We start from the raw sequence: 21,365 nt of genomic DNA on the forward strand, positions 1-21,365 counted from the left end.
AAGTGCGGGTTTCGCTGACTGAGCGGGCCAATCGGAGCGCTGCCCTCAGACGATGCCATGATCCCTACACCAGCAACACGATGCCGTAGATCGTCAGCGCCGCCGCGACGATGTAACCGCTGGCCTTGACCGTGAGCTCTTTGTGCTGGCGGAGGTATTCGAAGGCTCGACCGAAGGGGCTGTAGGGGTATGCCCGCACGAGGCCGATGAAGACGGCTGAGATTGCGGGCAGGCTCAGTGCCAGGCTGGCGTAGAAGAGCAGGCCAATGTAGCGGGTGGTCACGGAGAAATCGCCGGCGGAGAGGTGGCCCAAGCCCAGGAAAAATGGAGCAGAAGTTGCGGACTGCACGACGCCGAGCACGAATCCCGCCCCGACTGTCTTCAAGCTCGGGTTTTGCAGGGGCTCGAGGAAGCGGTTCATCACCTTGGTGTCCACCGACCCGGATCCTCGCACGGTGAGAAGGAATGTGACCACGCCGACGACGATGAGGACCCAACCGAAGATGGGGCTTTCCAGGGCTCGGCGCACGACGTCACCCAGGCCGTCGAAAATGAGCAGGGTGATGAGGGCGAGGAGGAGGACTCCCAGCCAGTCGCCGAAGACGAGGCGCGTAACAATCTGCCGGTAGCGTGCTCCGCGGGGAAGCATGACGCCGAGGGCGACGATGATGCCGATGAGAAGCGCATTGAGCGAGTCCATCAGCGCGAACATTACGGCCTGGAACATCTAGGTCCTTCGGGGAAGCAGGGTGAGGCGGGGTGAGGTGGGGACAACTCTAGGCGCTCAACCTGGGTGGTCAGTAACGGCGCTTCTTCCAGGCCCAGACGGAGCCGATGACGCCCACTACGGCCAGGGCCAGGGCGGCGGTGACGACGTAGTTGTAGATCTGGAAGATATCCATGTGTGCCGATGATGAGTCTGTGGAGTACGTCTGGCTGCCTGAGGAGACCATGTCCATGCCGACTGACATGGTGACGAGGACGACCCAGGACATCACCATGATGCCGAAGAACACCCAGAACCAGGGGAACCCGTTGATCTCGGAGCGTTTGCGCACCATGAGGACCACCCCGGTGATGATGGCCAGGGTGGAGAGGCCGAGCAGGATCAGCGCCGTCACACCAAGGCTCCCACGGTGTCGGCGGTTGTGCCGTCGGAGAATTCGAGGTCGGTGAGCACGCCCTCGGGGTCATAGACGGCGACGTCGAATCCTTGCTCGCGGAAGCGGCGCAGGCCTTCTTTGACCATGCGGCGGCCGACGAGGTTGAAGGAGGTGACGCGGGAGATGTCGAGAACCATTTCGGAGCCGCCGAGGGTTTGGCTGGTGAGGTCGTGGAGGATGCTTTCGGCGGCGGAGAAGTTGATCGTGCCTTGCAGTCGGACGATGGTGTGGTCGCCGTCGCGGGTGATGGAACGGATGCCCGGCGCGCTGTAGTAGTCGGATGCCATGAGGTGCATGCCCATGTCTTCGGAGAGGCGTTCGAAGATTTTGACGCCGCGGTGGCTGTTGCCCTGGGCGTCGAGACGCGGCGACAATGTGGCGATGCCCAGCTGGCCGGGCAGGTTACCGATCAACCCGCCGGCGACCCCGGATTTGGCGGGGATGCCGACGTTGGCCATCCAGCGGCCGGCGCCGTCGTACATGCCGGCGGAGCTCATGACGGCGAGGGTGAGGCGGCAGGTTTTGGGGTCGAGGATGTGTTCGCCGGTGATGGGCTGGGTGCCGCCGTTGGCGAGGGTGGCGGCCATGATGGCGAGGTCGCGGACGGTGACGAGGATGGCGCACTGGCCGGTGTAGCTGGTGACGGCGTCGTGGGCGTCGTCGTGGATGATGTCGTAGCTGCGCAGCATGTGGGCGATGGAGAGGTTGCGGTCAGCGCCCTCCAACTCGGAGGAGCACAGCGACGAGTCCATGGTGAGTTCGCGCCCGGCGAGTCGGGAGAACAGCACGCGGATTTTTTCCACGCGCTCTTCGACGGTGGAGTCTTCGCCGTTGATGAGCTGGTTGACGGCGATGGCACCGGCGTTGATCATCGGGTTGACGGGGTGCTTGTCGTTGTCGTCGAGGGAGAGCTCGTTGAAGGCTTCGCCGGAGGGTTCCATGCCGACGACCTCCGCCACGGCATCGGCACCCAGTTCCTGGACGGCGAGGGCGTAGACGAATGGCTTGGAGATGGATTGGATGGTGAACTCCACGTCGGCGTCGCCCGCGGAGTAGACGTGGCCGCTGGTGGTGCAGAAGGCGATGGCGAGGCGGGAGGGGTCGGCGGCGGCGAGTTCGGGAATGTAGGAGGCGACGTCGCCTCCGTCCTGGTCGCGGACATCGTCAAGAAGATCGGCCAGGTATTCCGGGATGGGCGTCTGCATATCGTTGAGCTTACTTACCGTCGCGCGCCGCCGACTAAGCTGAACCACATGTCTAGCCCAGCCACCGCTCTCATCGTCGTTGATGTCCAGAATGATTTTTGCCCGGGTGGGAGCCTCGCCACTGACCAGGGCGCGGAGGTAGCTGCCCTCATCGCCGAGCATGTGGCGCGCCATGGCGAGCGCTACAGTCACGTCGTCGCCACGCAGGACTGGCATATCGACCCGGGCAGTCACTTCGACACGTGGCCGGTGCATTGCGTCGCGGGCACCCCCGGCGCCGAGTTGCACCCGGCTTTAAACACCACGCTTATCGACGCCTTCTTCCGCAAAGGTGCCCACTCCGCCGCCTACTCCGGCTTCGAAGGAGCCGCCGAAGGCGGCGAAGGAGCCGCCGAAGGCGGCGAAGGCTTGGCGCAGTGGTTGCGGCAGCGGGGTGTCGACAAGCTTGATGTGGTGGGGATTGCCACCGACCATTGCGTGCGGGCGACGGTCCTCGACGGCCTCGACGAAGGCTTTGAGGTGCGGGTGCTCACGGACCTGTGCGCGGCCGTCGACAAGCAACGCGGCGACGCCGCCTTCGCCGAAATGGTCGGCTCCGGCGCCCAACTGAGCTAAGGAACCGGCACCCCGCCGTACAGCCGCTCCATCTCCGCCATCTCCGCAGTCTGGACCGCGATCATCTCCGTAGCCATGTCCCGCAAGGGCTGATAGCCACCCCCATCGACCTCATCCTGCGTCATGGCGATCACCTCCTGGTGGTGGAAGTGCATGAGCTCCAGAAAGCGCGTGCGCAGCTGCTCCCCCTGCAGCGCGGCGTAAGACTCATACACCCCCGGCGACACCATGCCATTGGCAATGTGGTGCGAATGCAACTCCATATCCGCATCAATCCCCCACTGCTGCGCCCACTCATTCATTTGGGCGTTCTCCGCCTCCTGGCCATCGCGGATGCGCTCGGCGAGATCCCGGACTTCCGGGTCAGTAACATCCGAGGCGAGTAGCACCGCAGCCATGTCGATCGCCTGCTGGTGGTGCGGCACCATCATCCCCAGGAAATGGACGTCAGTGTCATTGGCCTCCGCCGGCATCGCATCAGTGCGCTCGGATTGCATGTTCTCCGCCTGCTGCGGCTGAGCTGGTTCAGGGGTACATCCCGCCACCAGTGCCGCTGCCAGGAGAGCCCCCAGGATCCGCGACAATCGCATTAGACGCGGCCGGCGAGCATCCGCTGCAGCTCCTTGATGTCGCTGCTGCGCTTGCGGTTACGCAGCACCACCAGGGTCACAATGCCCACGGCGGCGACACCGACACCAGCGAGAATCTTCTGCACCTGCGGGTCCTGAACCTTGAGGTACGCCTCGCGCTTGGCATCATTGACCAGGTTCTGCGGCTTGCTGCGGGTCGCGAGCTCATCCAGGGTGCTGGCGAGCTGGCGACGGGTGCGCTCGATGTCGCGCTGGATATCATCAATATCTCGTGCCACTAGGTTCTCCCGATTCACATTGTGCTTATGGACGTTCAAGTTTTAACCCACGTTAGTGTAACGCGCCTTCCCGGTGCACACGCAGGTATCCGCGCACGCGAACGGTATGGTGGAGGACATGACAGAACCCTCACGTCTTGCCGTTGGTGACAAGGCCCCAGATTTCTCCCTCCCCGACGACACCGGAGCAACCGTCTCCCTCAGCGACTACGCCGGTCAACGGGTCCTCGTCTACTTCTACCCACGGGCCAACACCCCAGGCTGCACGAAGGAAGCCTGCGATTTCCGCGACTCCCTCACCCAGCTCAACGACCAGAACATCACGGTCCTGGGCATCTCACCCGACTCGCCCGCGAAGCTCGCCGCATTCCGCGCCGACCACGACCTCACCTTCCCCCTCCTAGCGGACGAGGACAAAGCCGTCATGACAGCCTGGGGCGCATTCGGCGAGAAGAAAAACTACGGCAAGATCGTCCAGGGCGTCATCCGCTCCACCTTCCTCATCGAGCCCGACGGCACCATCGGCCTTGCCCAATACAACGTCCGCGCCACCGGCCACGTCGCACGCCTCCTCCGCGACCTGGGATAGTTGCGCATGAGTGAAGACACGATCATCGACGCCGCCGCAGCCGACGCCACCGAAGACGGCATCCTCGTCCCCCGGCGTCGTCCCGCGCAGGCCCGCAGTCGGGAGCGGTTCAACCGCATCCTCACCGCCGCGCGGAGCGTGCTTGTCGACGTCGGCTTCGAATCCTTCACCTTCGATGAAGTCGCCCGCCGCGCCGGCGTGCCCATCGGCACGTTGTATCAGTTCTTCGCCAACAAATACGTCCTCATCTGCGAACTCGACCGCGTCGACACCGCCGAAAACGTCGCCGAACTAAAGAAGTTCTCCGAGCGCGTCCCCGCCCTCCAGTGGCCCGACATCCTCGACGAGTTCATCGACCACCTCTCCCGCATGTGGCACGACGACCCCTCGCGCCGCGCCGTCTGGCACGCCGTCCAGTCCACCCCCACCACCCGCGCCACGGCCGCCGCGACCGAAAAACAGATGCTCGACATCATCTCCGACGTCGTCGCCCCCCTCTCCCCCGCCTCCTCCCCGGAAGAGCGCCACCAGCTGGCCGGACTGCTTGTGCACACGGTGTCGTCCCTGCTCAACTATGCCGTCCGCGACGAATCCCGCGATGACGCGCGCTTCGAGTCCATCGTCAACGAGATCAAGCGGATGCTCGTGGCGTACCTGTTCGCGGTAGCCACTGGCTAGGGGCTATCCTCGTTCCACATTCAGGATCAGGAGCATGACGTAATACAACGCCGCCCACCCGCAGATGAGCATGAAGAACAACACCGCCGGCCAGATACCGGGCATATAGAACAACAGCAGCGGCACGGCGGCCGCAACCGCCAGGGCGCCCAGGGTACGCGGCAGGAAACGGATTGCGCTCAGGACGGCCTTGGCGAAAGACTCGCGCAGGGGCTGGGGATTCTGGGCGTGCAGGGGATAAAACCACACCGAGACCGCTGAGATAACGATCACCCCAGACAACACTGCGGCGGCAAACATGAAGGTCAGGGTGGCAGTCAGGCCCGCTCGCAGGATTACCGAAAGCTCATAGACAGCGAACAACAACACCGCCGATGAGATAAACCACCACGCCGTGACCGGCCGCCAGCCACGGGCAAACTCCCGGAAAAACTGCTTACTCCGACTCGAACCTTCCCCCTCAATCATCGACCCCAACACCGCCGCCGCCGCCCGGCTCGCAGAGCCGGCGGTGACTAGTGGCAGGCTGGTGAGGATGAGTAGGGCGTTGACCACGACGACGTCGGCAAGCAACGAAAGCGCGGAGTAGAGGCGGCCGTCGAGACGCATCACCTTAGTTTGGCTATCCCTTCACGGCGCCGGCAGCGACGCCCTCGATGATGTACTTCTGGGCAGACATGTAGAAAACGATGATCGGGATAATCGCCAGGACCAGCATCGCCATCATTGCGCCCATATCTCGGTTGCCATGCGAGCCGACGAAGCTTTGGATGAGCACCGGAATCGTCTTGTACCGCGTCGACAGGCCGATGACGAGGTAAGGCAAGAGATAGTCGTTCCACACCCACATCGCGTTCAAGATTGCGACCGTGATCGCCGTGGGCTTGCACATCGGCAGCACCACGCGGAAATAGTTCTGGAGGGGGGAGCAACCATCGATCATCGCTGCCTCCTCGATCTCCAGGGGGATGGACTTGATGAAGCCGACGAACATGAACACCGACAACCCGGAGCCGAAACCGAGGTAGAGCACCACGATGCCGATGGGGTTGGCCAGGTTAAGCATGTCGGCGATCTTGACCGTAGGGAACATCACCATCTGGAACGGGATGACCATGGAGAAGACGAACATGTAATACAAGGCGTTCGTCCACCACGTCTTCACCCGCACGATGTAATAGGCGGTGAGTGCCGAGAAAAACACAATCGCGATGACCGACAAAATGGTGATGGTAAACGACCAGACGATCGCCCAACCGAAACCCTGGCGCATAAGCCCGGTGACGAAGTTCTCCAGGCCGACCCACATATCGCCAAGGGGGATGGCGAAGGGATCGTTGGCGATGGCGAGCTTGTTCTTAAACGCGTTCATGAAGATGAAGAAGATCGGGCCTAAGAACACGAGCGTTAAGAAGGCGAGCACCGCATAAATGAATAGTGCGGCGGGCCCGCGGCTAGTGGAGCGTTCCTTGGTGTGTGGCTTGTCCAGCGTTGGCGCGGTCATGCCTCGACCTCCCTACTTCTGGTCACCCGCAGTTGGAAGAGGGCGAACACGACGACGACCACCACGAAGATGACGGCCTTGGCCTGGCCCACGCCCTCCACACCAATGCGGTTAAACATGGTGTTGACGATATTAAGCGCGACCATTTCCGTCTGCGACTGGGGCGCGCCATTGGTCAGAGCGAGGTTCTGGTCGAACATCTTGAAGGTGTTGGACAAAGTGAGGAACAAACAGATGGTGATCGACGGCATCACCATCGGAATGGTGACATGGCGCAAAACCATCCACTTGTTGGCACCGTCGATCTCTGCGGCCTCCACGAGCTCCGGGGGCACGTTTTGCAGACCGGCGATGTAGATGATCATCATGTAACCCACCAACTGCCAGTTGATGAGGATGATCAGGCCCACGTACCCGTACTTCCAATCGGCGACGATCGTGGTGCCGTAGTTAGCCAGCACAGCGTTGATCATCGACTGCCAGGTATAGCCCAGCACGATGCCGCCGATGAGGTTGGGCATAAAGAAGACGGTGCGAAAGAAGTTGGTGCCGGCCAGCTTCCTGGTCAAAACCCAGGCGATGGCGAAGGCGAAAAGGTTGACAGTGACCAGGGAAACCACCACGACGAGAGCGGTAAATCCGAAGGAACGAACAAACCCTTCGCGCTGCCCGAAGGCGTCGACGTAGTTCTGCACGCCCACAAACGAAGCGTCGGTGATGGTGGTGAAACTGGCGAAGGAAAGGAGGAAACCCATAATGAACGGCACCAGGAACGCGATGGCGAAAGCAATCAGCGTGGGCAGCACGAAGATGGGGAAATACTTCTTCAGTGATCTTTGCATCGAATATCCATTTCAGATACCGAGTAGTGCCGCTGACCGCCGCCTAGAAGGGGCGGCCAGCGGGCGGGACAAGTGACTTACTTCAGCGCGGCCTGTTCGGCTGCCCAAGAGTCACGGAAGGTCTCAACGACCTGGTTCCAGTCCAGGTTGCCGGTGGCGTACTGCGCCAAGGCCTGGCCGAAATCGTTCTTGAACTGCTGGGACGGGAAGTACTGGAAGTCCCACGGAATGGCGGTCTTAGTCGAATCGGTCATGTTCGCCGCGATCTCCTTGGCCAAAGGATCGTCCGGAGTGTCGGCGACAGTGAAGCCGTCGAACGGAGCGATAAAGCCGAGATCGCTGACGACCAGTGCGCGGCCCTCGTCGGTAGTAAACAGCCAGTTGACGAAATCACGGGAGGCTTGCTGATCCAGCTCGGAGGCCTTAGCGTTGACCGCCAGGTAGTTCTCGGTGCCAATCGCCAAGCCCTGAGAAGCCTCATTGGGCAGGCCCATGTACATCGGCAGGTACTTGATCTTGTCCTTCTTGACCACGTTGCCGTTGACGTCGCTGATCTGGCTCCACGCCCAGTTACCGTTTTGGACCATCGCAGCCTGGCCGAGCGCGAACTCCGCCATCGAATCGGACACAGCCTTCGACGGGGTGAGAGTGCGCGGGACGGTGGAGTTGTCGAGGTACAGATCGAAGAGGTTCTTAAACTCCGCGTTGTACTTGAACTCCAGCTCCGCCGGGCGGTTATCGCCGAGATCGACGAACTCCTGGTGCACGGGCAGGTTGGCCAGGTGGGTCTGCCAACGCCAGTCTTCGCCCGAAGCCAAAGAGGTGGAGGCGAACACGCCGTTGATGCCCAACTCGTCGGCCTTGGACTGCATGTCCTCAGCGACGGCCTTGAGCTCGGTGAAGCTGTCGACCTCATTCAAGGAGCCGACGGGCGCGCCGGGGAGCGCGAAGTAGTTGTCGAAGATCTCCTCGTTGTAAATGATGCCGTAGCCCTCGACGGCGAACGGCAAGCCGTAGATCTTGCCGTCCTCGCCCTTCAGTGGATCAATGTCCGCGTTGAGCGCCTTGGTGGCGTCGAGGTCAGTGATGTCAGCGGCGTAGCTCTGCCAGGTTTGCAGGCCAACGGGGCCGTTGATCTGGAAGAGGGTGGGGGCATCGGACTTGGCGACCTCGGACTTCAAGGTCTGCTCGTAGGTGCCCGAGGCAGCGGTGACGACCTTGACGGGGACGCCGGTTTCCTCCGTGTACTTCTTGGCGATGGCCTGGTAGGCGGCGTCCTGTTCCGGCTTGAAATTGAGGAAGTAGACGTCCGCGGTGTCTTCACTGGAGCCGCAGGCCACAAGCGCCGAAGCGGCGAGGACGCTGGCCCCGAGGGTGCCTAAAAGGCGGGAAAACTTACTCATACTCATGATCTCCCTTGGAGGTGCTAAATGTGACGAACTTAAAAACACAAATGGTGTGAGTTGACAGTCACAACCTTACGCCAAGTTGTTCAATTACCAAATTTCCGATCAACAGGAAGATGAACAGGAAGTAGAGCTGGTTCTCGGAGGTGCTTGGGCTCATGCTATCTTGAGGCCAAGATAAGTCACAGAACGCCTGCCACTTGTCGTAGGTCACAACCCGTCTGGCCTGAAGTCCCTTACCCACCTCTCACTACGGATCGTTCGGCGCGTACCCGCCGATGGAGGCATCACTTTTATGGGCAACGTCACGTTCAACAACGCCACCCGCCACTTCCCTGGCAACGACCGGCCCTCGGTCGACAAACTCAATCTAGAAATCGCCGAAGGCGAATTCCTCGTCGTCGTCGGCCCATCCGGCTGCGGCAAGTCCACCGCCCTGCGCATGCTCGCGGGCCTGGAAGAAATCAACTCCGGCAGCATCCACATCGGCGGCAAAGACGTCACCAACGTCGCACCCAAAGACCGCGATATCGCCATGGTCTTCCAGAACTACGCCCTCTACCCGCACATGACCGTCCGGGAAAACATGGGCTTCGCGCTCAAGATCGCGAAAAAGCCGCAGGCGGAGATCGACCAGCTGGTCGAAGCGGCCGCCCGCAGCCTCGACCTGCTCCCCTACCTCGACCGCAAGCCCAAAGCCCTATCCGGTGGCCAGCGCCAGCGTGTCGCCATGGGTCGCGCCATCGTCCGCCGCCCCCAGGTCTTCCTCATGGACGAACCACTGTCCAACCTCGACGCCAAGCTGCGCGTGCAGACCCGAACCCAGATCGCCTCGCTGCAGCGGGAGCTCGGCGTGACCACCCTGTATGTCACCCACGACCAGACCGAGGCCCTGACCATGGGCGATCGCATCGCGGTCCTCAAAGACGGCGTGCTGCAGCAGGTCGGTACCCCACGGGAGATGTATGAGACCCCGGCCAACGAGTTCGTCGCCGGGTTCATCGGCTCCCCTGCCATGAACCTCGGCACCTTCGCCGTCACCCCGGACGGCACCGCCACCCTAGGTGCCGCGACGGTGCACATCCCGGCCGCCACCCGGGAGGCGATGCGCGCGGAAGACAACGGCCAAGTCATTATCGGATTCCGCCCCGAAGCCCTCGACATCGTGCCCGAATCGGAAGCCCAGACCGGCACCATCCCCGTCGAAGTCATCCTGGTCGAGGAGCTCGGATCTGATTCCTACATCTACGGCCGACTAGTCGGCGGCGGCGATCTAGGTTCGGGCACGAAGTCGAACCCGGACGAGGTAGAAACCAACCAGATCGTCATTCGCGCGCAGCCGAACCTGGCGCCCGCACCGGGCTCAGTCGTGCACATCCGCGTCCACGACGGCGCCCTGCACGCATTCTCGGCGTCGACAGGCGAGCGCCTGCCGTCCTAGGAGAAATACACCGAGCAACGAGGTCGATCAGGGTTGAGTCCCCGATCGACCTCGTTGAGCTTGCCCAGACTGCCGGACCCACTCGTTAGCTGCCTCAGCACCGCGTTCCTGGCACAGCGCTGCGAGGAACGCGCCCGGGTGGACGATAGCGACGCGGGCGGAGACATCCCTGCTCAACTATGCCGTTCGCGACGAATCCCACGTCGAAGCCCGCTTCGAGTCCATCGTCGCCGAGATCAAGCGAATGCTCGGGGCGTACCTCTTCGCGGTGGCCACCAACAAACTAATTTGCAGAAAGTACTTGCCAGAGTGGAAAGTTGTTTCTATAGTTAGGGCTATGGAACCCCACACCCCCGACAACGCCCGCATCCTCCTCGACTACGCCAACACCACAACCCGCCACGCCGCCGGCGTCTCACTCGCCTGGCTCTGCTACATCGCCCTCTGCGCCGGTGGCGCCATCGCCGCCATCGGCCTCGCCTACGCCAACGTCACCGACTCGACCCCTGCCCCCGCTTGGATCGCCGGCAGCCTATGGGTCGGCATCGGCGTCGCGTTCACCGCCGGAGCCACCGCCCTGTCCCCGCCCACCCGCCGCGGCTTCAACACCCGGTGGACCGTCATGATCGGCGTCTGGGTCGTCCTATGGGCCGTGGTCTCCTTCCTCAACTCATCGTTCACCCTCGGCCACGGCATCGCCCTGGCAGCCGGATTCATGGCCGTCGCCGTCCTCGGCCCCATTTGGGACATTGTCGCGGTGAACAAGAAGTGACCCACCCACGCGCCCAGCTCAACCCCGCCTTCACCAACCCCCTGCGCTTCTCCCTCATGGCCACCCTCGCGGGCGTCACCGAGATCTCCTTCAAGCAAGCCCGCGAGTACCTTCAGACCACCGACTCCACCCTCTCCAAGCACGCATCCGCACTCGAAGAACTTGGTTACGTCGCCGTGAAGAAATCCTTCATTGGCAAGAAACCCACCACCCGGCTGGCAATGTCTAAACAGGGCGAACGTGCCTGGCAGGATCACCTCGCCGCTCTTCGCGCCATCGCCCTCTAATCAGTCAGCACCAGGCACGTTGCTGTCGCATAGTCACCATCATGGCTAATCGACAAACTGGTCCGTATCTCCCCGATACTGCCCCGCACAGCGTCCGCCACCACACCCCGCGTATCGACGTCCACCCGTCCCCAACGGTCCGGCCGAATCTCAATCTCGCGGAAGTCCACGGCCTCCGGCGACATCGCCGGGGGCCTTCCATACAAGGCCTGCGACCAGGCCTTAATGAAGGCCTCCTTCGCAGCCCACCGCCCCGCCAAATGTAGCCCCCGATCAGGCCGATTGTCCGCTACCCGCAGCTCCAACGCGCTAAACACATTCTCGAAGCTCGATCCCGGCATTGCCAGCTGCTCCCGAAACCCAGGCACATGAACGATATCGACCCCAACGTTGTACATGCCCACCATCGTCCCACACCCCCTCCCACTTTCGAGGGTTCCTGGTGACCCAAACACCAATCCCAGCCTGCTTCCTCGCCAGCGTCACCACGAACCCTCAAAGAAGTTGGCACCGCCCTGGAACTCAGGGTTCCTGGTGACCTAAGCAACCAAACGCGGCGCATCCGACCGCTACCGTCACCACGAACCCCAAATTAGGTTAGTGCCGCCCCGAAACTCAGGGTTCCTGGTGACGCAAGCACCCAACACGGCCCATCCGACCGCTAGCGTCACCACGAACCCCAAATGGAGTTGGTGCCGCCCGGAAACTCACGGTTCGTGGTGACCTAAACGCCAAACCCGGCCGGATCCCCCGCCAGCGTCACCACGAACCCCAAAGAGGCAACAACGCAATGGCCCCCTGCACATCCGGGAAGGATGGGCAGGGGGCGGGCGTCGGAAAGCGAACTTAAGCGTCGATTTCCTGGCCGGTGCGGAGGACGCCGTCGATAAGGCGGGCGTCGTGGTCCAGTAGGACCGCGGCCTCGCGGGCCTTGACGGAGTCGCCGGTTCCGCCGAGGTTGCGGTCGGCGGGGCGCTCGAAGAGCGGCGCGCCACCGTACATGCCGTCGACGATGCGACGCAGGCCGGCTTCCTCGCGGGCGATGGACTGGGCCCACCAGTCATCGCCTGCCTCATGCCCGCGTTCCTGGCGCAGGGCCTCGAAGAAGGCGCCCGGGTGGACGATCGCGACGAGAGCGGAGACGTGGCCGAAACCGAGCGAAGTGACCAGGCCGGCCTTCGGCGGGCACTGGCGCAGGTTGAGCGGTTTGCGCAGCCAGACGAGGTGTTCGTGCTGTGCGAGGACAGGGTCCACGCAGTCGAGGGACATGTTCGCCGGGACCTGGCCGGAGCGCAGGACCTGGGTGAGGCCGATCATCTGGAAGGCTGCGGCGCCGCCCTTGGCGTGGCCGGTGAGGGTCTTCTGGGAGATGATGTACAGCGGGTTGCCGTCGGCGCGGCCGATGGAGGCGGCGATGCGTTCGTGCAGGTCGGACTCGTTGGGGTCGTTGGCTGCGGTGGAAGTGTCGTGCTTGGAGATGATCGACACTTCGTCGGCAGTCACGCCGACCTGGGCGAGCGAGCGGGCGAGGCGGGAGTTGACGCCACCGCGGGCGGCTCCCAAAGCGCCGAGCCCCGGGGCCGGGATCGAGGTGTGGGCGCCGTCGGCGAAGGACTCGGCGAAGGCGACCACGCCGAGGACCGGGAGGCCCAGGTCGGCGGCGACGGATCCGCGGGCGAGGAGCAGGGTGCCGCCGCCTTCGGACTCGATGAAGCCGCCGCGGCGTCGGTCGTTGGCGCGGGAGAAGTAGCGGTGCTCGATGCCCTTGGCAGCCATTTCCCCGGAGGGCGCGGTGGCGGCCATGTCGCCGAAGCCGGTGATGCCTTCGATGGAGAGGTCGTCGAGGCCGCCGGCGACGACGAAGTCGGCTTTGCCGAGTTGGATTTTGTCCACGCCTTCTTCGACGGAGACGGCGGCGGTGGCGCAGGCGGCGACGGGGTGGATCATCTGGCCGTAGCCACCGACGTAGGACTGCATGACGTGCGCGGCAACGACGTTGGGCAGGGCTTCTTGCAGGATGTCGTTGGCGCGGGGTTCGGCGAGCAGGCCGTCGATGTAGAGGGAGCGCATGGATTCGACGCCGCCCATGCCGGTGCCTTGGGTGGAGGAGACGCGGGCGGGGTGGACGTCGCGGAGTAGTTCCGCGGGGGAGAATCCGGAGGAGAGGAAGGCGTCGATGGTGCAGACGAGGTTCCACAGTGCGAGGCGGTCGAGGTTGTCGATCATGTCGGCGGGGATGCCGTAGACGGAGGGGTCGAAGCCTTCGGGGATTTGGCCGCCGACGAAGCGTGACATGGTGATGCGGCGCGGGACGCGGACGGCGGATCCGGCGTGGCGGGTGACGGTCCACTCGCCGGTTTCGTCGTCGTAGCGGGCGGAGGTGTGGTCGGGTTCGGAGTCGACGTAGGTCTTGGCTTCGTCCTTGGTGGCCACGGCGAAGGATAGGTCGTTGTCTAGGTAGACGGTGGTCAGTTCGGGTGCGAGGTTGTCCACCATGAAGAAGTCGTCGTGGTAGCGGCGGACGCCGACGCGGGCGAGGACCTCGTCGTGGTAGCGGTCGAAGATGTCGGCTTCTTCGAGTTCGTTGTCGTCGGCGTCGTACCAGGCGCCGTCCCAGGTGATCAGGCCCATGGTCCAGGCGAGTTCGATGACGCCGGCGGCGGTGAGGTCGCCGGTGAGTTCGGCGTCGAAGCGGGTGCGGGCGGAGCCGTAGGGGCTCATTTCGCCGGCGCCGACGATGACGACCATGTCGTCGAGTTTTTGGGTCACGCCGTCGAAGTTGGGGTTGGTCCAGTCGAAGCGTTGGTACGGTGTCGGCAGGGCGCGTAGGGTGCGCGGTTCTTCGTGCTTATCGACGCCCCCAGCCTCAGCCTCCGCCTCAGCGGCTGCCTCCCGCGCCAGCTCGGCGATGTTGACGTCGGACTCTCCGAGTCCGCCGGTGTAGTCGACGATGATGGGGGCGTTGGCGGCCTCCTGTCGGGCTTCCGGGGTGATCTGGGAGAGGAGGAGTTCGGCCATCTCTTCGGTGGAGAAGGTCTGCACGCCTTTGGCTTCGATGGCGTCGACGAGCGGGTCGTTGCCGCCCATGAGGCCGGTGCCGCGGACCCAGCCGATGAAGGCGTGGACGAGGCTGGTGCGATCACCCCAGACGGGCTCGGCTGTCCAGCGGGTGACCAGGGCGTCGAGGGCGGCTTTGGATTCGCCGTAGGCGCCGTCGCCGCCGAAGCGGCCGCGGTTGGGCGAGCCGGGGAGGACGACGTGGAGGCGTGTGCCCACGTTGGTGTCGGTGCCGAGCTCGGACAGTCCGGCGATGAGGCGTTCGACGGCCCACAGGAGCAGGCGCATTTGGGATTCGGCTTGGGGGCCGGAGTCGGCGAGCGAGCCCATGACGCGGGGGGCGGCGAAGGGGAAGAGCAGCGTCGGGACAAGGCCCTTCTTGAGCACCTTCTTCTGCCCGTTGACGGTGGCGGTCTGTTCGGTTCCGATCCACTCGATGATGTCATCGAGGTCGCCGAAGGAGTTGAGGTTGGCGGGGATGACCCACAGGGCGGCAGTACCGCGGGCGGCGGAGGCGTAGAGGGACTTGTAGTACTCGACGCGCGAGTGCGACAGGTTGGAGGTGGTGACCACGACGGTCGCTCCCCCGGCCAGCAGGTCTTCGACCACGGCGGCGGCGATGGAGTTCGGGGAGGCGCCGGTGACCACGGCGACGTCCGCGGAGTAGGCCAGGGCCTGCTCGTCGCGGGCCTGTGCGGCCAGTCCGTCGAGTCCGAGGTAGCTGGCTTGCTTGGCGACGGCCTCGCCCGTTCCCGTCACATCCACGTCCCGCTCGGCGATCTCGCCGAGGCTGACGCGGGTGAGGTCTTCGCGGGCGGATGCCCAGCGATCGTCGAGAAGCACGGCCTCGGCGGCCGAGAAACGCGGCGCGACCTGGCGGGGCCAATCGGACCCCAGCTCGCGGGAGACGAGGTCGAACAGGCCGGCGTTGTCATCGTCATCGTCGAGGGAGGCGGTGGCCTGCTCGCTGATGCCCAGTTGGGTGAGGATGGTGCGCGCGGTGGCCGCGAGGACGCCATCCTTGCCGGTGACCTGCTCGGCGAACTCGCCGAGGGCGGCGGAGTCAACGACTCCACCGGCGGAACCGCCTGCCGAAGGCAGGCCCACTGCGACGCCGCGGCGGGCGGCGACGGCCTGGACGGCGGCGTCGATAAGCGACTCCAGATCCGACGCAGAGGCCGGGGTGGCCGGGGAGAGAGTGGCCAGATCGCCGCCGCGCAGGGATGCGCCTTCGCGGGCGCCGATGACGACCTCGGCGACGACGTGGTTGGCCCAACCCGGGCCGAGCTGCCACGTGCCGGTGACGCGATCGGCGACGAAGCCGGGCTTCTTGCCGGTCGGGCCGGTGATGCGGCGGAGGGCATCGGCGGCGGCATCGCCAAGCACGGGACCGAAGGCCTGGTAGCCCTTGGCCATCTTGGTCACCGTGGCCTTGAGCGCCTCCAGCTCCGCATCCGCGGCACCGTCGATGGCGCCGAGGCCGAACTCCACTCCGAGATCGAGCAGCAGCTGGTTGCGGCGGGACGACACACCCTCCACGAGCGTCTCAATCGAATCCGTCGAGCCCATCTGATCCGGGCGGACCTTCGTCCAGATGGCGATGAGCATCTCCGTGGCATCGCCCGGGGTGAAGGCGATGTCATCCGGGGTGCCCGCGCCGGGAGCGGCAACGGGAGCCGGGGTGGTGATCGGCGCCTCGTTGGGGACGGTCGCGCCGGGAGCTTCCTCCGCGGCCGGGGTCTCCTCGACGACGGCGACCTCGCGCACGACCTCATCGGTAGCGAAGACCACCGGGCGATCGCGCTCCACGTTGAGCACCTCGATGGTGCTGCCAGCGTAGGTGGGCAGGCGCAGGGTCTGGCCCATCATGTTGGCCAGGGTCGGGGCGGAACCGACGCCAACCTCGACGAAGCGCTCAACGCCCAAACCACCGTGTGCGTGGTCGCGCAGGACGAGGTCCTGGGTCTCGATCCACCGCACCGGGGAGGCGAACTGCCAGGCCAGCAACTCAATGAGCAGGACGCGGGCGAGCTTTTGCTCATCGGCCGCGGCGGCATCAAAATCGGCGAGGATATCGGTGATGTAGGGCGAATCGACGACGTTAGCGATGGACTCGACGAAGTCATGGGTCAGCTCAAACGGGCGGGCCACGAGGTTGGGAATGTAACGATCAACGAGGATGTCCAGATCGATGGCCTCAGGGATGAGGGAATCCAGGTGCTCGCGGAAATCTCCCACGCCGTCGCGCAGGTGGCTGGAGTGGAAGGGCACGTCGATGCCGGGGATCATGATGAACGCGCGCTGGCCCGGGGCCCGCTTCTCCGCGTCAGCCTTAAGGGCCTTGAGACCCCCGCGGGTGCCGGCGACGGCGTACTGGACACCGGCGATGTTGTAGTTGACGATCTCCAAGAACTCGCCAGTCTTCTGGGAGAGCTCGGTGACGTAGTCAAAGACGTTGTCCGCGGTCAGACCCATCTTGTTCGGGCGCAGGGCGGCGAGGCCGTAGTTGGACAGGCCTTCCTCATCGCGCTCGACCAGGCGGTGCATGGTGAGGCCACGGCGGTAGACGATCTCCACGACCGATTCCAGGGAGAGCACGCCCGAGTAGGCGGCCAGGGCGTTGTACTCGCCGACGGAATGGCCAGCGAAGTAAGCGCGCTTGTTCAGGGCGTTGGCTTCACGCATCTCCGCGATCTGGGCGCAGCCGAGGGTGGCCATAGCGACCTGGGTGAACTGGGTAAGGAAGAGCACGCCGTCCGGATGGGAGAAACGCTCACCGGCGACGGTGACCTCGGTCGGGTTGTTCTGCACGATCTCCAAGACGGAGAAGCCCAGCTTGGAGCGGGTGTGGGCGTCGGCGCGATCCCAGATCTCGCGGGCGGCGGCCGAGGAGGCACGGGATTCCATGCCCATGCCCTGGGACTGGATGCCCTGGCCGGGGAAGCCGTAGAAGGTGATGGGGGCGGCCATGACGGCGGTGGCGGACATGATGAGGTTGCCGTCGACCGTGGCGGTGACGGAGCGGACCTCGCCGCAGCCCGGGCGGTTGTCCACGCCGGTGCGCTCGACGGAGAACTCGATGACCTGGCCCGGAAGGACCGGGGCGAGCATCGTGGCGGTGTATTCGACGACGCGCTGCGGGCGGGTCGAGGCGGCATCGTCCTGGTAGCCGGCACCGGCGACGAGTTCGCCGATGGCGGAGGTCCACATGCCGTGGACGATGACGCCCGGCAGTCCGGCCAGTCCGGCGGCGACGTCGGAGACGTGGATGGGGTTGCGGTCGCCGGAGACGACGGCAAACGGGTGCATGGATTCGGGTGCGACGACGCGGGCGAAGGCCCGGAAGGAGCGCGGGGAATCCACGACGGACGGCAGCGCGGAGGTGTTGGTGCGGGCGGTCATCTTGCCATTGCGCCCGCGGATGGCGAAGCGCTCGGAGAGGGTGGCCAGTGGCGTTCCGTTGGCGTCGATGGTGGCGCGGACCACGACGACGCGGCCCATGTCAGTATCGGAAACTTCGTCGGCGGCGGCGGAAATGTGCAGCTCAACCGGGCCATCGACAACCGAGGGCAAGGTGTTCAGCATCTTGAGGTGGTGCTCGAGGTGCACGAGGGAGAGCATGCCTTCGACGACGGAGGCTGAGTCGGTGCCGGGGATGACGGCGGAGCGGACGGCGGCGAACACGGCGGGCCAGGCGCGCCCGACGAGGACGTCCGGGGCGGTGTCATGCGCTGCCAGGTCGGAGGGCAAGTAGCCGGCGGTGACGTTGTCGTAGTCGGCGAGGATCCCGGCGTCGAGGACGGTGGTCCACTCGGCGCGGCCGTCGACGATCTCGGCGAGGGTTCCACCCGCAGCGACGCGGGTGAGCTCGGCCATGGCGGCGTCGGCATCCTCCTGGGTGACCAGCGGTGATGCGGACAGCGGGGCGTCGGCGGGGACGGTGAAGCGGACCGTGAGGTCCGTGGTGGTGCCGAAGCCGGTGGAACCGGCGAGCGGGACGGTGAGCACGGCATGCTCGGCATCCTCGGCGACCAGCGTGGCGCCGGTGGGGGCGTGGGTGGCGCGGCCGTCGGAAAGCATCCATGCCTCAGGCGCACCGAGGCGCTCGACGAAGGATGCCTGGTGGCGGCCGGCCCAGTAGGTACCGGCGGCGCGCAGAACGCGCTCGACGACCGACTGGGTGACCTCGACGACCGGCTCACCGGCCGCCTCGAGGGCGTCGATGGAGGCCTGGTTGAAGCGGCCCAGCAGCTCAGCGACGGGCTCGTTGAGGCGGGTGATGCCCGCGACGGCGGCCGTGCCCGGAATGATGCACACCTCGTCGGCGGTGTAGCGCGGATGGTGCGCCTGCCACAGCGAATCCGAGCGCCACCAGCGGCGGACATCGCCGTCGATGACGGGCACGAAGTTCGCCGGCTTGCCCGGGTTAGTCAGCAGCTTGATGAACCACGCGCGGTCGGCCGGGTGCAGGCGATCTCTCAACGCATCGGGGTAGAGCTCCACGAGCTTGTCGAGGCTCGCGCCCGGCGCGTCCTCATCCACCGTCACCCGAGCCACGAACTCGCCGTGGTCGGCGTAGGTGAGGCGGGACTCGGCGCGCTCAACCATCTCGACGAAGCGGTTGAACCAGGACCGGTCGATCCACTCCCCCTCCCAGGGGCCGGAGATCTCCAGGTAGCGGTACAGCCACCGCGCGTAGGTGAGCTCTTCCAGGTCGCCGAAGTAGGGCTTACAGGTCTTGTTAATGGCGGCGATGATCTCCTCGCGGCGGGCCTGCGCGGCCTCGTCATCACCGGCAACCTCGTCGAGGAGGCGACCGGCCTGGGCGAAGGAGTTGTCGATCTCGTGCAGGTCCGCGCCGAGCTGGGAGCGGCCGGAGGCGATGCCTCCGGAGACGCGGCCGGCACCGGCCCACTCGTCGGACCCGGCGGCGTCGACAAGCGCCTGCTTGACGGCCTCCGACGCGGTGGATTCGAGGGTGGCCATAGCGGCGGTGCCCACGAGGATGCCGTCGACCGGCATGACCGGCAGATCATGAGCCGTGGCCCACGTGCCGGTGATGTACTCGGCGGCGCGCTCGGGGGTGCCGATGCCACCACCGACAACCAGGATCGTGTTGGGGCGCTTGCGCACCTCGGCGTAGGTGGCGATGAGGAGCTCATCGAGGTCCTCCCACGAGTGGTGGCCACCCGCCTTACCGCCCTCGACCTGAATGATGACAGGGATCTCAGGGATCTCGTCGGCGATGGCAAGGACGTTGGTGATGTGCTTGACCGCGCCGGGCTTGAACACGACCCACGGGATGTTGGCCTCGCGCAGTTCCTTGACCAGCGCGACGGCCTCGTCGCGCGGCGGCATGCCGGCGGTGACCACGACGCCGTCGATAGGCGCGCCATTAGCGCGGGCACGCGGGATGAGACGCTTGCCTTCGATCTGCATGCGCCACAGGTAGGGGTTGAGGAACATGGAGTTGAACTGGGCGTTGACGCCCGGCTCCAGCAGCTCGGTGAGGCGCTCGATGTTGTTGTCCAGGTACTCCTCGGTGACCTGGCCGCCACCGGCGAGCTCAGCCCAGTGGCCGGCGTTGGCCGCCGCGGCGACAATAACCGGGTCGACCGTGGACGGAGTCATGCCCGGCAGAGTCATCGGGGTGTAGCCGGTGACCTCGGTGAACTTGGTCACCAGGCGGGTCTGGCCGTTGATCTTGAGCAGGCGCGGGGCGAATTGCGCGAAATCGACGGGCAGCTCGGGTGCGAGGCCGGTGTCGAAGAGCTCAGCCTGCCCGGCGGTACCGGAGACGTCGAGGACGCCGACGCCGCGACCAGCGATGATCTTGCGGGTCAGCGGGGTCATGCCACCCTCGGGGCCGACCTCGAGGATCCAGCGGGCGCCGGCGTTGATGGCGGCATCGAGCTCGGCGGGCCAATCGACGGGGCGCACGAGGACGAACTCGGCGGCCTTGCGGGCGACGCTGGTGTCCAGGCCGGCCTTCTCCGCCCAGGCGACGGTCTGCTCGACGGCGGCGTTCATCACCGGGTGGTGGAACGCGGCCTGGATGGGCAGCGGGCTAAAGCGGGGCGCGAAGGGGGCTCCGCCGCGCTCCTTATTCTCGATCGCCTTGGCGTCTTTGCGCGCGAACTTCTCCAATAGGGCCTGCACCGCAGCGTTGTCTTGGGGGCGGCCGACGAGCACGTAGGCGTCACGAGAATTGCGCAGGCCAATCACCGGACGCAGCTCTTCCGGCACGTCCGCGGTGGCATGGTCGATGGCCAGCTGCAGCTGATCGCGGGTGATGCCCGAGATCGCGATCATGGGCATCTGCTCGCCCTGCTGGATGAGGCCGGTCATGCGGGCGGTGCGGGTGAGCGCGGCGCCGATGAGCTGGGCGATGGCGAGGAGTTCATCGGACTCGGCCTCGCCGTCGAGCAGCATGGAGGACAGCACGCCCTGCGAGTGCGCGAAGTTGGCAACCGATCGGTCGAGTTCGAGACCCTGGCGGTCCAGCGACTCCAACACCCCGAGCTGAGCGGCGAAAATGCCCGGCACGCTGATGGCGGCCTGGTTGATGTCAAAGTCCGGGCCTTCTTCCGTCTTAGCCCAGGCGACCGGGTCGAACCCGAAGGGGCGGGTGCCGGCGAGGTCATCGGCGACGGGGCCGAGCTTGTAGGCGGCGCCGTCGACCAATGAGCTGATGGCGGTGCCTACGCCGGCGGCTACCGCGGTGCGCAGAGTCTTCAACCAGTCGTATCCCTGGCCGGCGAAGGCCAGGGCGAACGGCTCGGATGCAAAACGGTCGATCAGGCGGTCTGCGCTGACGGAAGTGCTGTAATCGGTCACGTGAGTGCTCGCTCCTGTGTTTCCTGTTTGTTGCTGGCGAAAATCGCAGGCCGAATCTGCCCACAAGTTTTGATAGCCAAATATGCCACATAAACCTGAGG

At 65.0% G+C, this 21,365-nt stretch carries 17 protein-coding genes and 1 pseudogene; 7 read left to right on the forward strand and 11 right to left on the reverse strand.

The features are described from left to right. Positions 1–64: 64 nt before the first annotated feature. The 3 genes from CTEST_RS10455 to CTEST_RS10465 form a co-directional block, all read right to left on the reverse strand. Positions 65–727 (reverse strand): membrane protein, encoded by a 663-nt coding sequence (locus CTEST_RS10455; protein WP_047253680.1) that lies wholly within the window; start codon positions 725–727, stop codon positions 65–67. Positions 728–797: 70 nt separating this feature from the next. Further along, positions 798–1,121: a hypothetical protein gene (locus CTEST_RS10460; RefSeq protein ID WP_047253681.1), complete on the reverse strand. Its 324-nt coding sequence runs from the start codon at positions 1,119–1,121 to the stop codon at positions 798–800. Then, a complete protein-coding gene (locus CTEST_RS10465; RefSeq protein WP_047253682.1) occupies positions 1,118–2,368 on the reverse strand; it encodes a glutaminase in 1,251 nt (416 codons plus the stop codon). Before CTEST_RS10465 ends, CTEST_RS10460 begins: the two co-directional genes overlap by 4 nt. Positions 2,369–2,416: 48 nt before the next feature. Here CTEST_RS10465 and CTEST_RS10470 point away from each other — a divergent pair, with 48 nt between their 5' ends. After that, entirely contained in the window at positions 2,417–2,983 is a 567-nt protein-coding gene (locus tag CTEST_RS10470) for a nicotinamidase (protein ID WP_047253683.1), read from the forward strand. Here CTEST_RS10470 and CTEST_RS10475 read toward each other — a convergent pair. Beyond that, positions 2,980–3,573: a DUF305 domain-containing protein gene (locus CTEST_RS10475; RefSeq protein ID WP_052844378.1), complete on the reverse strand. Its 594-nt coding sequence runs from the start codon at positions 3,571–3,573 to the stop codon at positions 2,980–2,982. The two genes, CTEST_RS10470 and CTEST_RS10475, sit on opposite strands and share 4 nt — an antisense overlap. After that, complete coding sequence (locus tag CTEST_RS10480; RefSeq protein ID WP_047253684.1) at positions 3,573–3,851, reverse strand: DUF3618 domain-containing protein; 279 nt, start codon at positions 3,849–3,851, stop codon at positions 3,573–3,575. The genes CTEST_RS10475 and CTEST_RS10480 overlap by 1 nt, the downstream gene beginning before the upstream one ends. A gap of 118 nt (positions 3,852–3,969) precedes the next feature. Between CTEST_RS10480 and bcp the strand changes: the two genes are divergently transcribed. Both bcp and CTEST_RS10490 read left to right on the forward strand, forming a co-directional pair. After that, a complete protein-coding gene (gene bcp, locus CTEST_RS10485; protein WP_047254411.1) occupies positions 3,970–4,440 on the forward strand; it encodes a thioredoxin-dependent thiol peroxidase in 471 nt (156 codons plus the stop codon). A 6-nt stretch (positions 4,441–4,446) separates the two neighbouring features. Further along, positions 4,447–5,118, forward strand: coding sequence for a TetR/AcrR family transcriptional regulator (locus CTEST_RS10490; protein WP_047253685.1), 672 nt, complete (start codon positions 4,447–4,449; stop codon positions 5,116–5,118). 3 nt (positions 5,119–5,121) lie between these two features. Here CTEST_RS10490 and CTEST_RS10495 read toward each other — a convergent pair whose 3' ends face one another. The 4 genes from CTEST_RS10495 to CTEST_RS10510 form a co-directional block, all read right to left on the reverse strand. Continuing rightward, positions 5,122–5,727 (reverse strand): MusI family membrane protein, encoded by a 606-nt coding sequence (locus CTEST_RS10495; protein WP_047253686.1) that lies wholly within the window; start codon positions 5,725–5,727, stop codon positions 5,122–5,124. 13 nt (positions 5,728–5,740) lie between these two features. Next, complete coding sequence (locus CTEST_RS10500) at positions 5,741–6,622, reverse strand: carbohydrate ABC transporter permease (protein WP_047253687.1); 882 nt, start codon at positions 6,620–6,622, stop codon at positions 5,741–5,743. Next, complete coding sequence (locus CTEST_RS10505) at positions 6,619–7,464, reverse strand: carbohydrate ABC transporter permease (RefSeq protein ID WP_047253688.1); 846 nt, start codon at positions 7,462–7,464, stop codon at positions 6,619–6,621. The genes CTEST_RS10500 and CTEST_RS10505 overlap by 4 nt, the downstream gene beginning before the upstream one ends. A 77-nt stretch (positions 7,465–7,541) precedes the next feature. Continuing rightward, on the reverse strand, positions 7,542–8,867 hold the full coding sequence (locus tag CTEST_RS10510) for an ABC transporter substrate-binding protein (protein ID WP_047253689.1): 1,326 nt from the start codon (positions 8,865–8,867) through the stop codon (positions 7,542–7,544). Positions 8,868–9,165: 298 nt separating this feature from the next. Here CTEST_RS10510 and CTEST_RS10515 point away from each other — a divergent pair, with 298 nt between their 5' ends. From CTEST_RS10515 to CTEST_RS10525, 4 genes and pseudogenes are all read left to right on the forward strand, one after another. Beyond that, positions 9,166–10,311, forward strand: coding sequence for an ABC transporter ATP-binding protein (locus tag CTEST_RS10515; protein WP_047253690.1), 1,146 nt, complete (start codon positions 9,166–9,168; stop codon positions 10,309–10,311). Between the two features lie 163 nt (positions 10,312–10,474). Next, positions 10,475–10,588, forward strand: a pseudogene (locus tag CTEST_RS13860) (TetR/AcrR family transcriptional regulator); the annotation flags it as partial. A gap of 60 nt (positions 10,589–10,648) precedes the next feature. Further along, positions 10,649–11,083: a hypothetical protein gene (locus tag CTEST_RS13865; protein ID WP_047253691.1), complete on the forward strand. Its 435-nt coding sequence runs from the start codon at positions 10,649–10,651 to the stop codon at positions 11,081–11,083. Further along, positions 11,080–11,370 carry a winged helix-turn-helix domain-containing protein gene (locus CTEST_RS10525; RefSeq protein ID WP_047253692.1) on the forward strand — a complete coding sequence of 97 codons (291 nt, stop codon included), beginning with the start codon at positions 11,080–11,082 and terminating at the stop codon, positions 11,368–11,370. Before CTEST_RS13865 ends, CTEST_RS10525 begins: the two co-directional genes overlap by 4 nt. Here CTEST_RS10525 and acpS read toward each other — a convergent pair. After that, entirely contained in the window at positions 11,367–11,768 is a 402-nt protein-coding gene (gene acpS, locus CTEST_RS10530) for a holo-ACP synthase AcpS (RefSeq protein ID WP_047254412.1), read from the reverse strand. The two genes, CTEST_RS10525 and acpS, sit on opposite strands and share 4 nt — an antisense overlap. A 448-nt stretch (positions 11,769–12,216) precedes the next feature. Continuing rightward, the gene (locus CTEST_RS10535) at positions 12,217–21,264 is read right to left on the reverse strand and encodes a type I polyketide synthase (RefSeq protein WP_047253693.1); all 9,048 of its coding nucleotides are present in this window, start codon (positions 21,262–21,264) and stop codon (positions 12,217–12,219) included. Positions 21,265–21,365: the final 101 nt, after the last annotated feature.

It is taken from the genome of Corynebacterium testudinoris (assembly GCF_001021045.1).
Taxonomy (GTDB): Bacteria; Actinomycetota; Actinomycetes; order Mycobacteriales; family Mycobacteriaceae; genus Corynebacterium; species Corynebacterium testudinoris.

Coding starts and splice junctions, on each gene's coding strand:
- CTEST_RS10455 (WP_047253680.1), bottom strand. CDS start 727: ATGTTCCAGGCCGTAATGTTCGCGCTGATGGACTCGCTCAATGCGCTT.
- CTEST_RS10465 (WP_047253682.1), bottom strand. CDS start 2,368: ATGCAGACGCCCATCCCGGAATACCTGGCCGATCTTCTTGACGATGTC.
- CTEST_RS10470 (WP_047253683.1), top strand. CDS start 2,417: ATGTCTAGCCCAGCCACCGCTCTCATCGTCGTTGATGTCCAGAATGAT.
- CTEST_RS10475 (WP_052844378.1), bottom strand. CDS start 3,573: ATGCGATTGTCGCGGATCCTGGGGGCTCTCCTGGCAGCGGCACTGGTG.
- bcp (WP_047254411.1), top strand. CDS start 3,970: ATGACAGAACCCTCACGTCTTGCCGTTGGTGACAAGGCCCCAGATTTC.
- CTEST_RS10490 (WP_047253685.1), top strand. CDS start 4,447: ATGAGTGAAGACACGATCATCGACGCCGCCGCAGCCGACGCCACCGAA.
- CTEST_RS10495 (WP_047253686.1), bottom strand. CDS start 5,727: ATGCGTCTCGACGGCCGCCTCTACTCCGCGCTTTCGTTGCTTGCCGAC.
- CTEST_RS10500 (WP_047253687.1), bottom strand. CDS start 6,622: ATGACCGCGCCAACGCTGGACAAGCCACACACCAAGGAACGCTCCACT.
- CTEST_RS10505 (WP_047253688.1), bottom strand. CDS start 7,464: ATGCAAAGATCACTGAAGAAGTATTTCCCCATCTTCGTGCTGCCCACG.
- CTEST_RS10510 (WP_047253689.1), bottom strand. CDS start 8,867: ATGAGTAAGTTTTCCCGCCTTTTAGGCACCCTCGGGGCCAGCGTCCTC.
- CTEST_RS10515 (WP_047253690.1), top strand. CDS start 9,166: ATGGGCAACGTCACGTTCAACAACGCCACCCGCCACTTCCCTGGCAAC.
- CTEST_RS13865 (WP_047253691.1), top strand. CDS start 10,649: ATGGAACCCCACACCCCCGACAACGCCCGCATCCTCCTCGACTACGCC.
- acpS (WP_047254412.1), bottom strand. CDS start 11,768: ATGTACAACGTTGGGGTCGATATCGTTCATGTGCCTGGGTTTCGGGAG.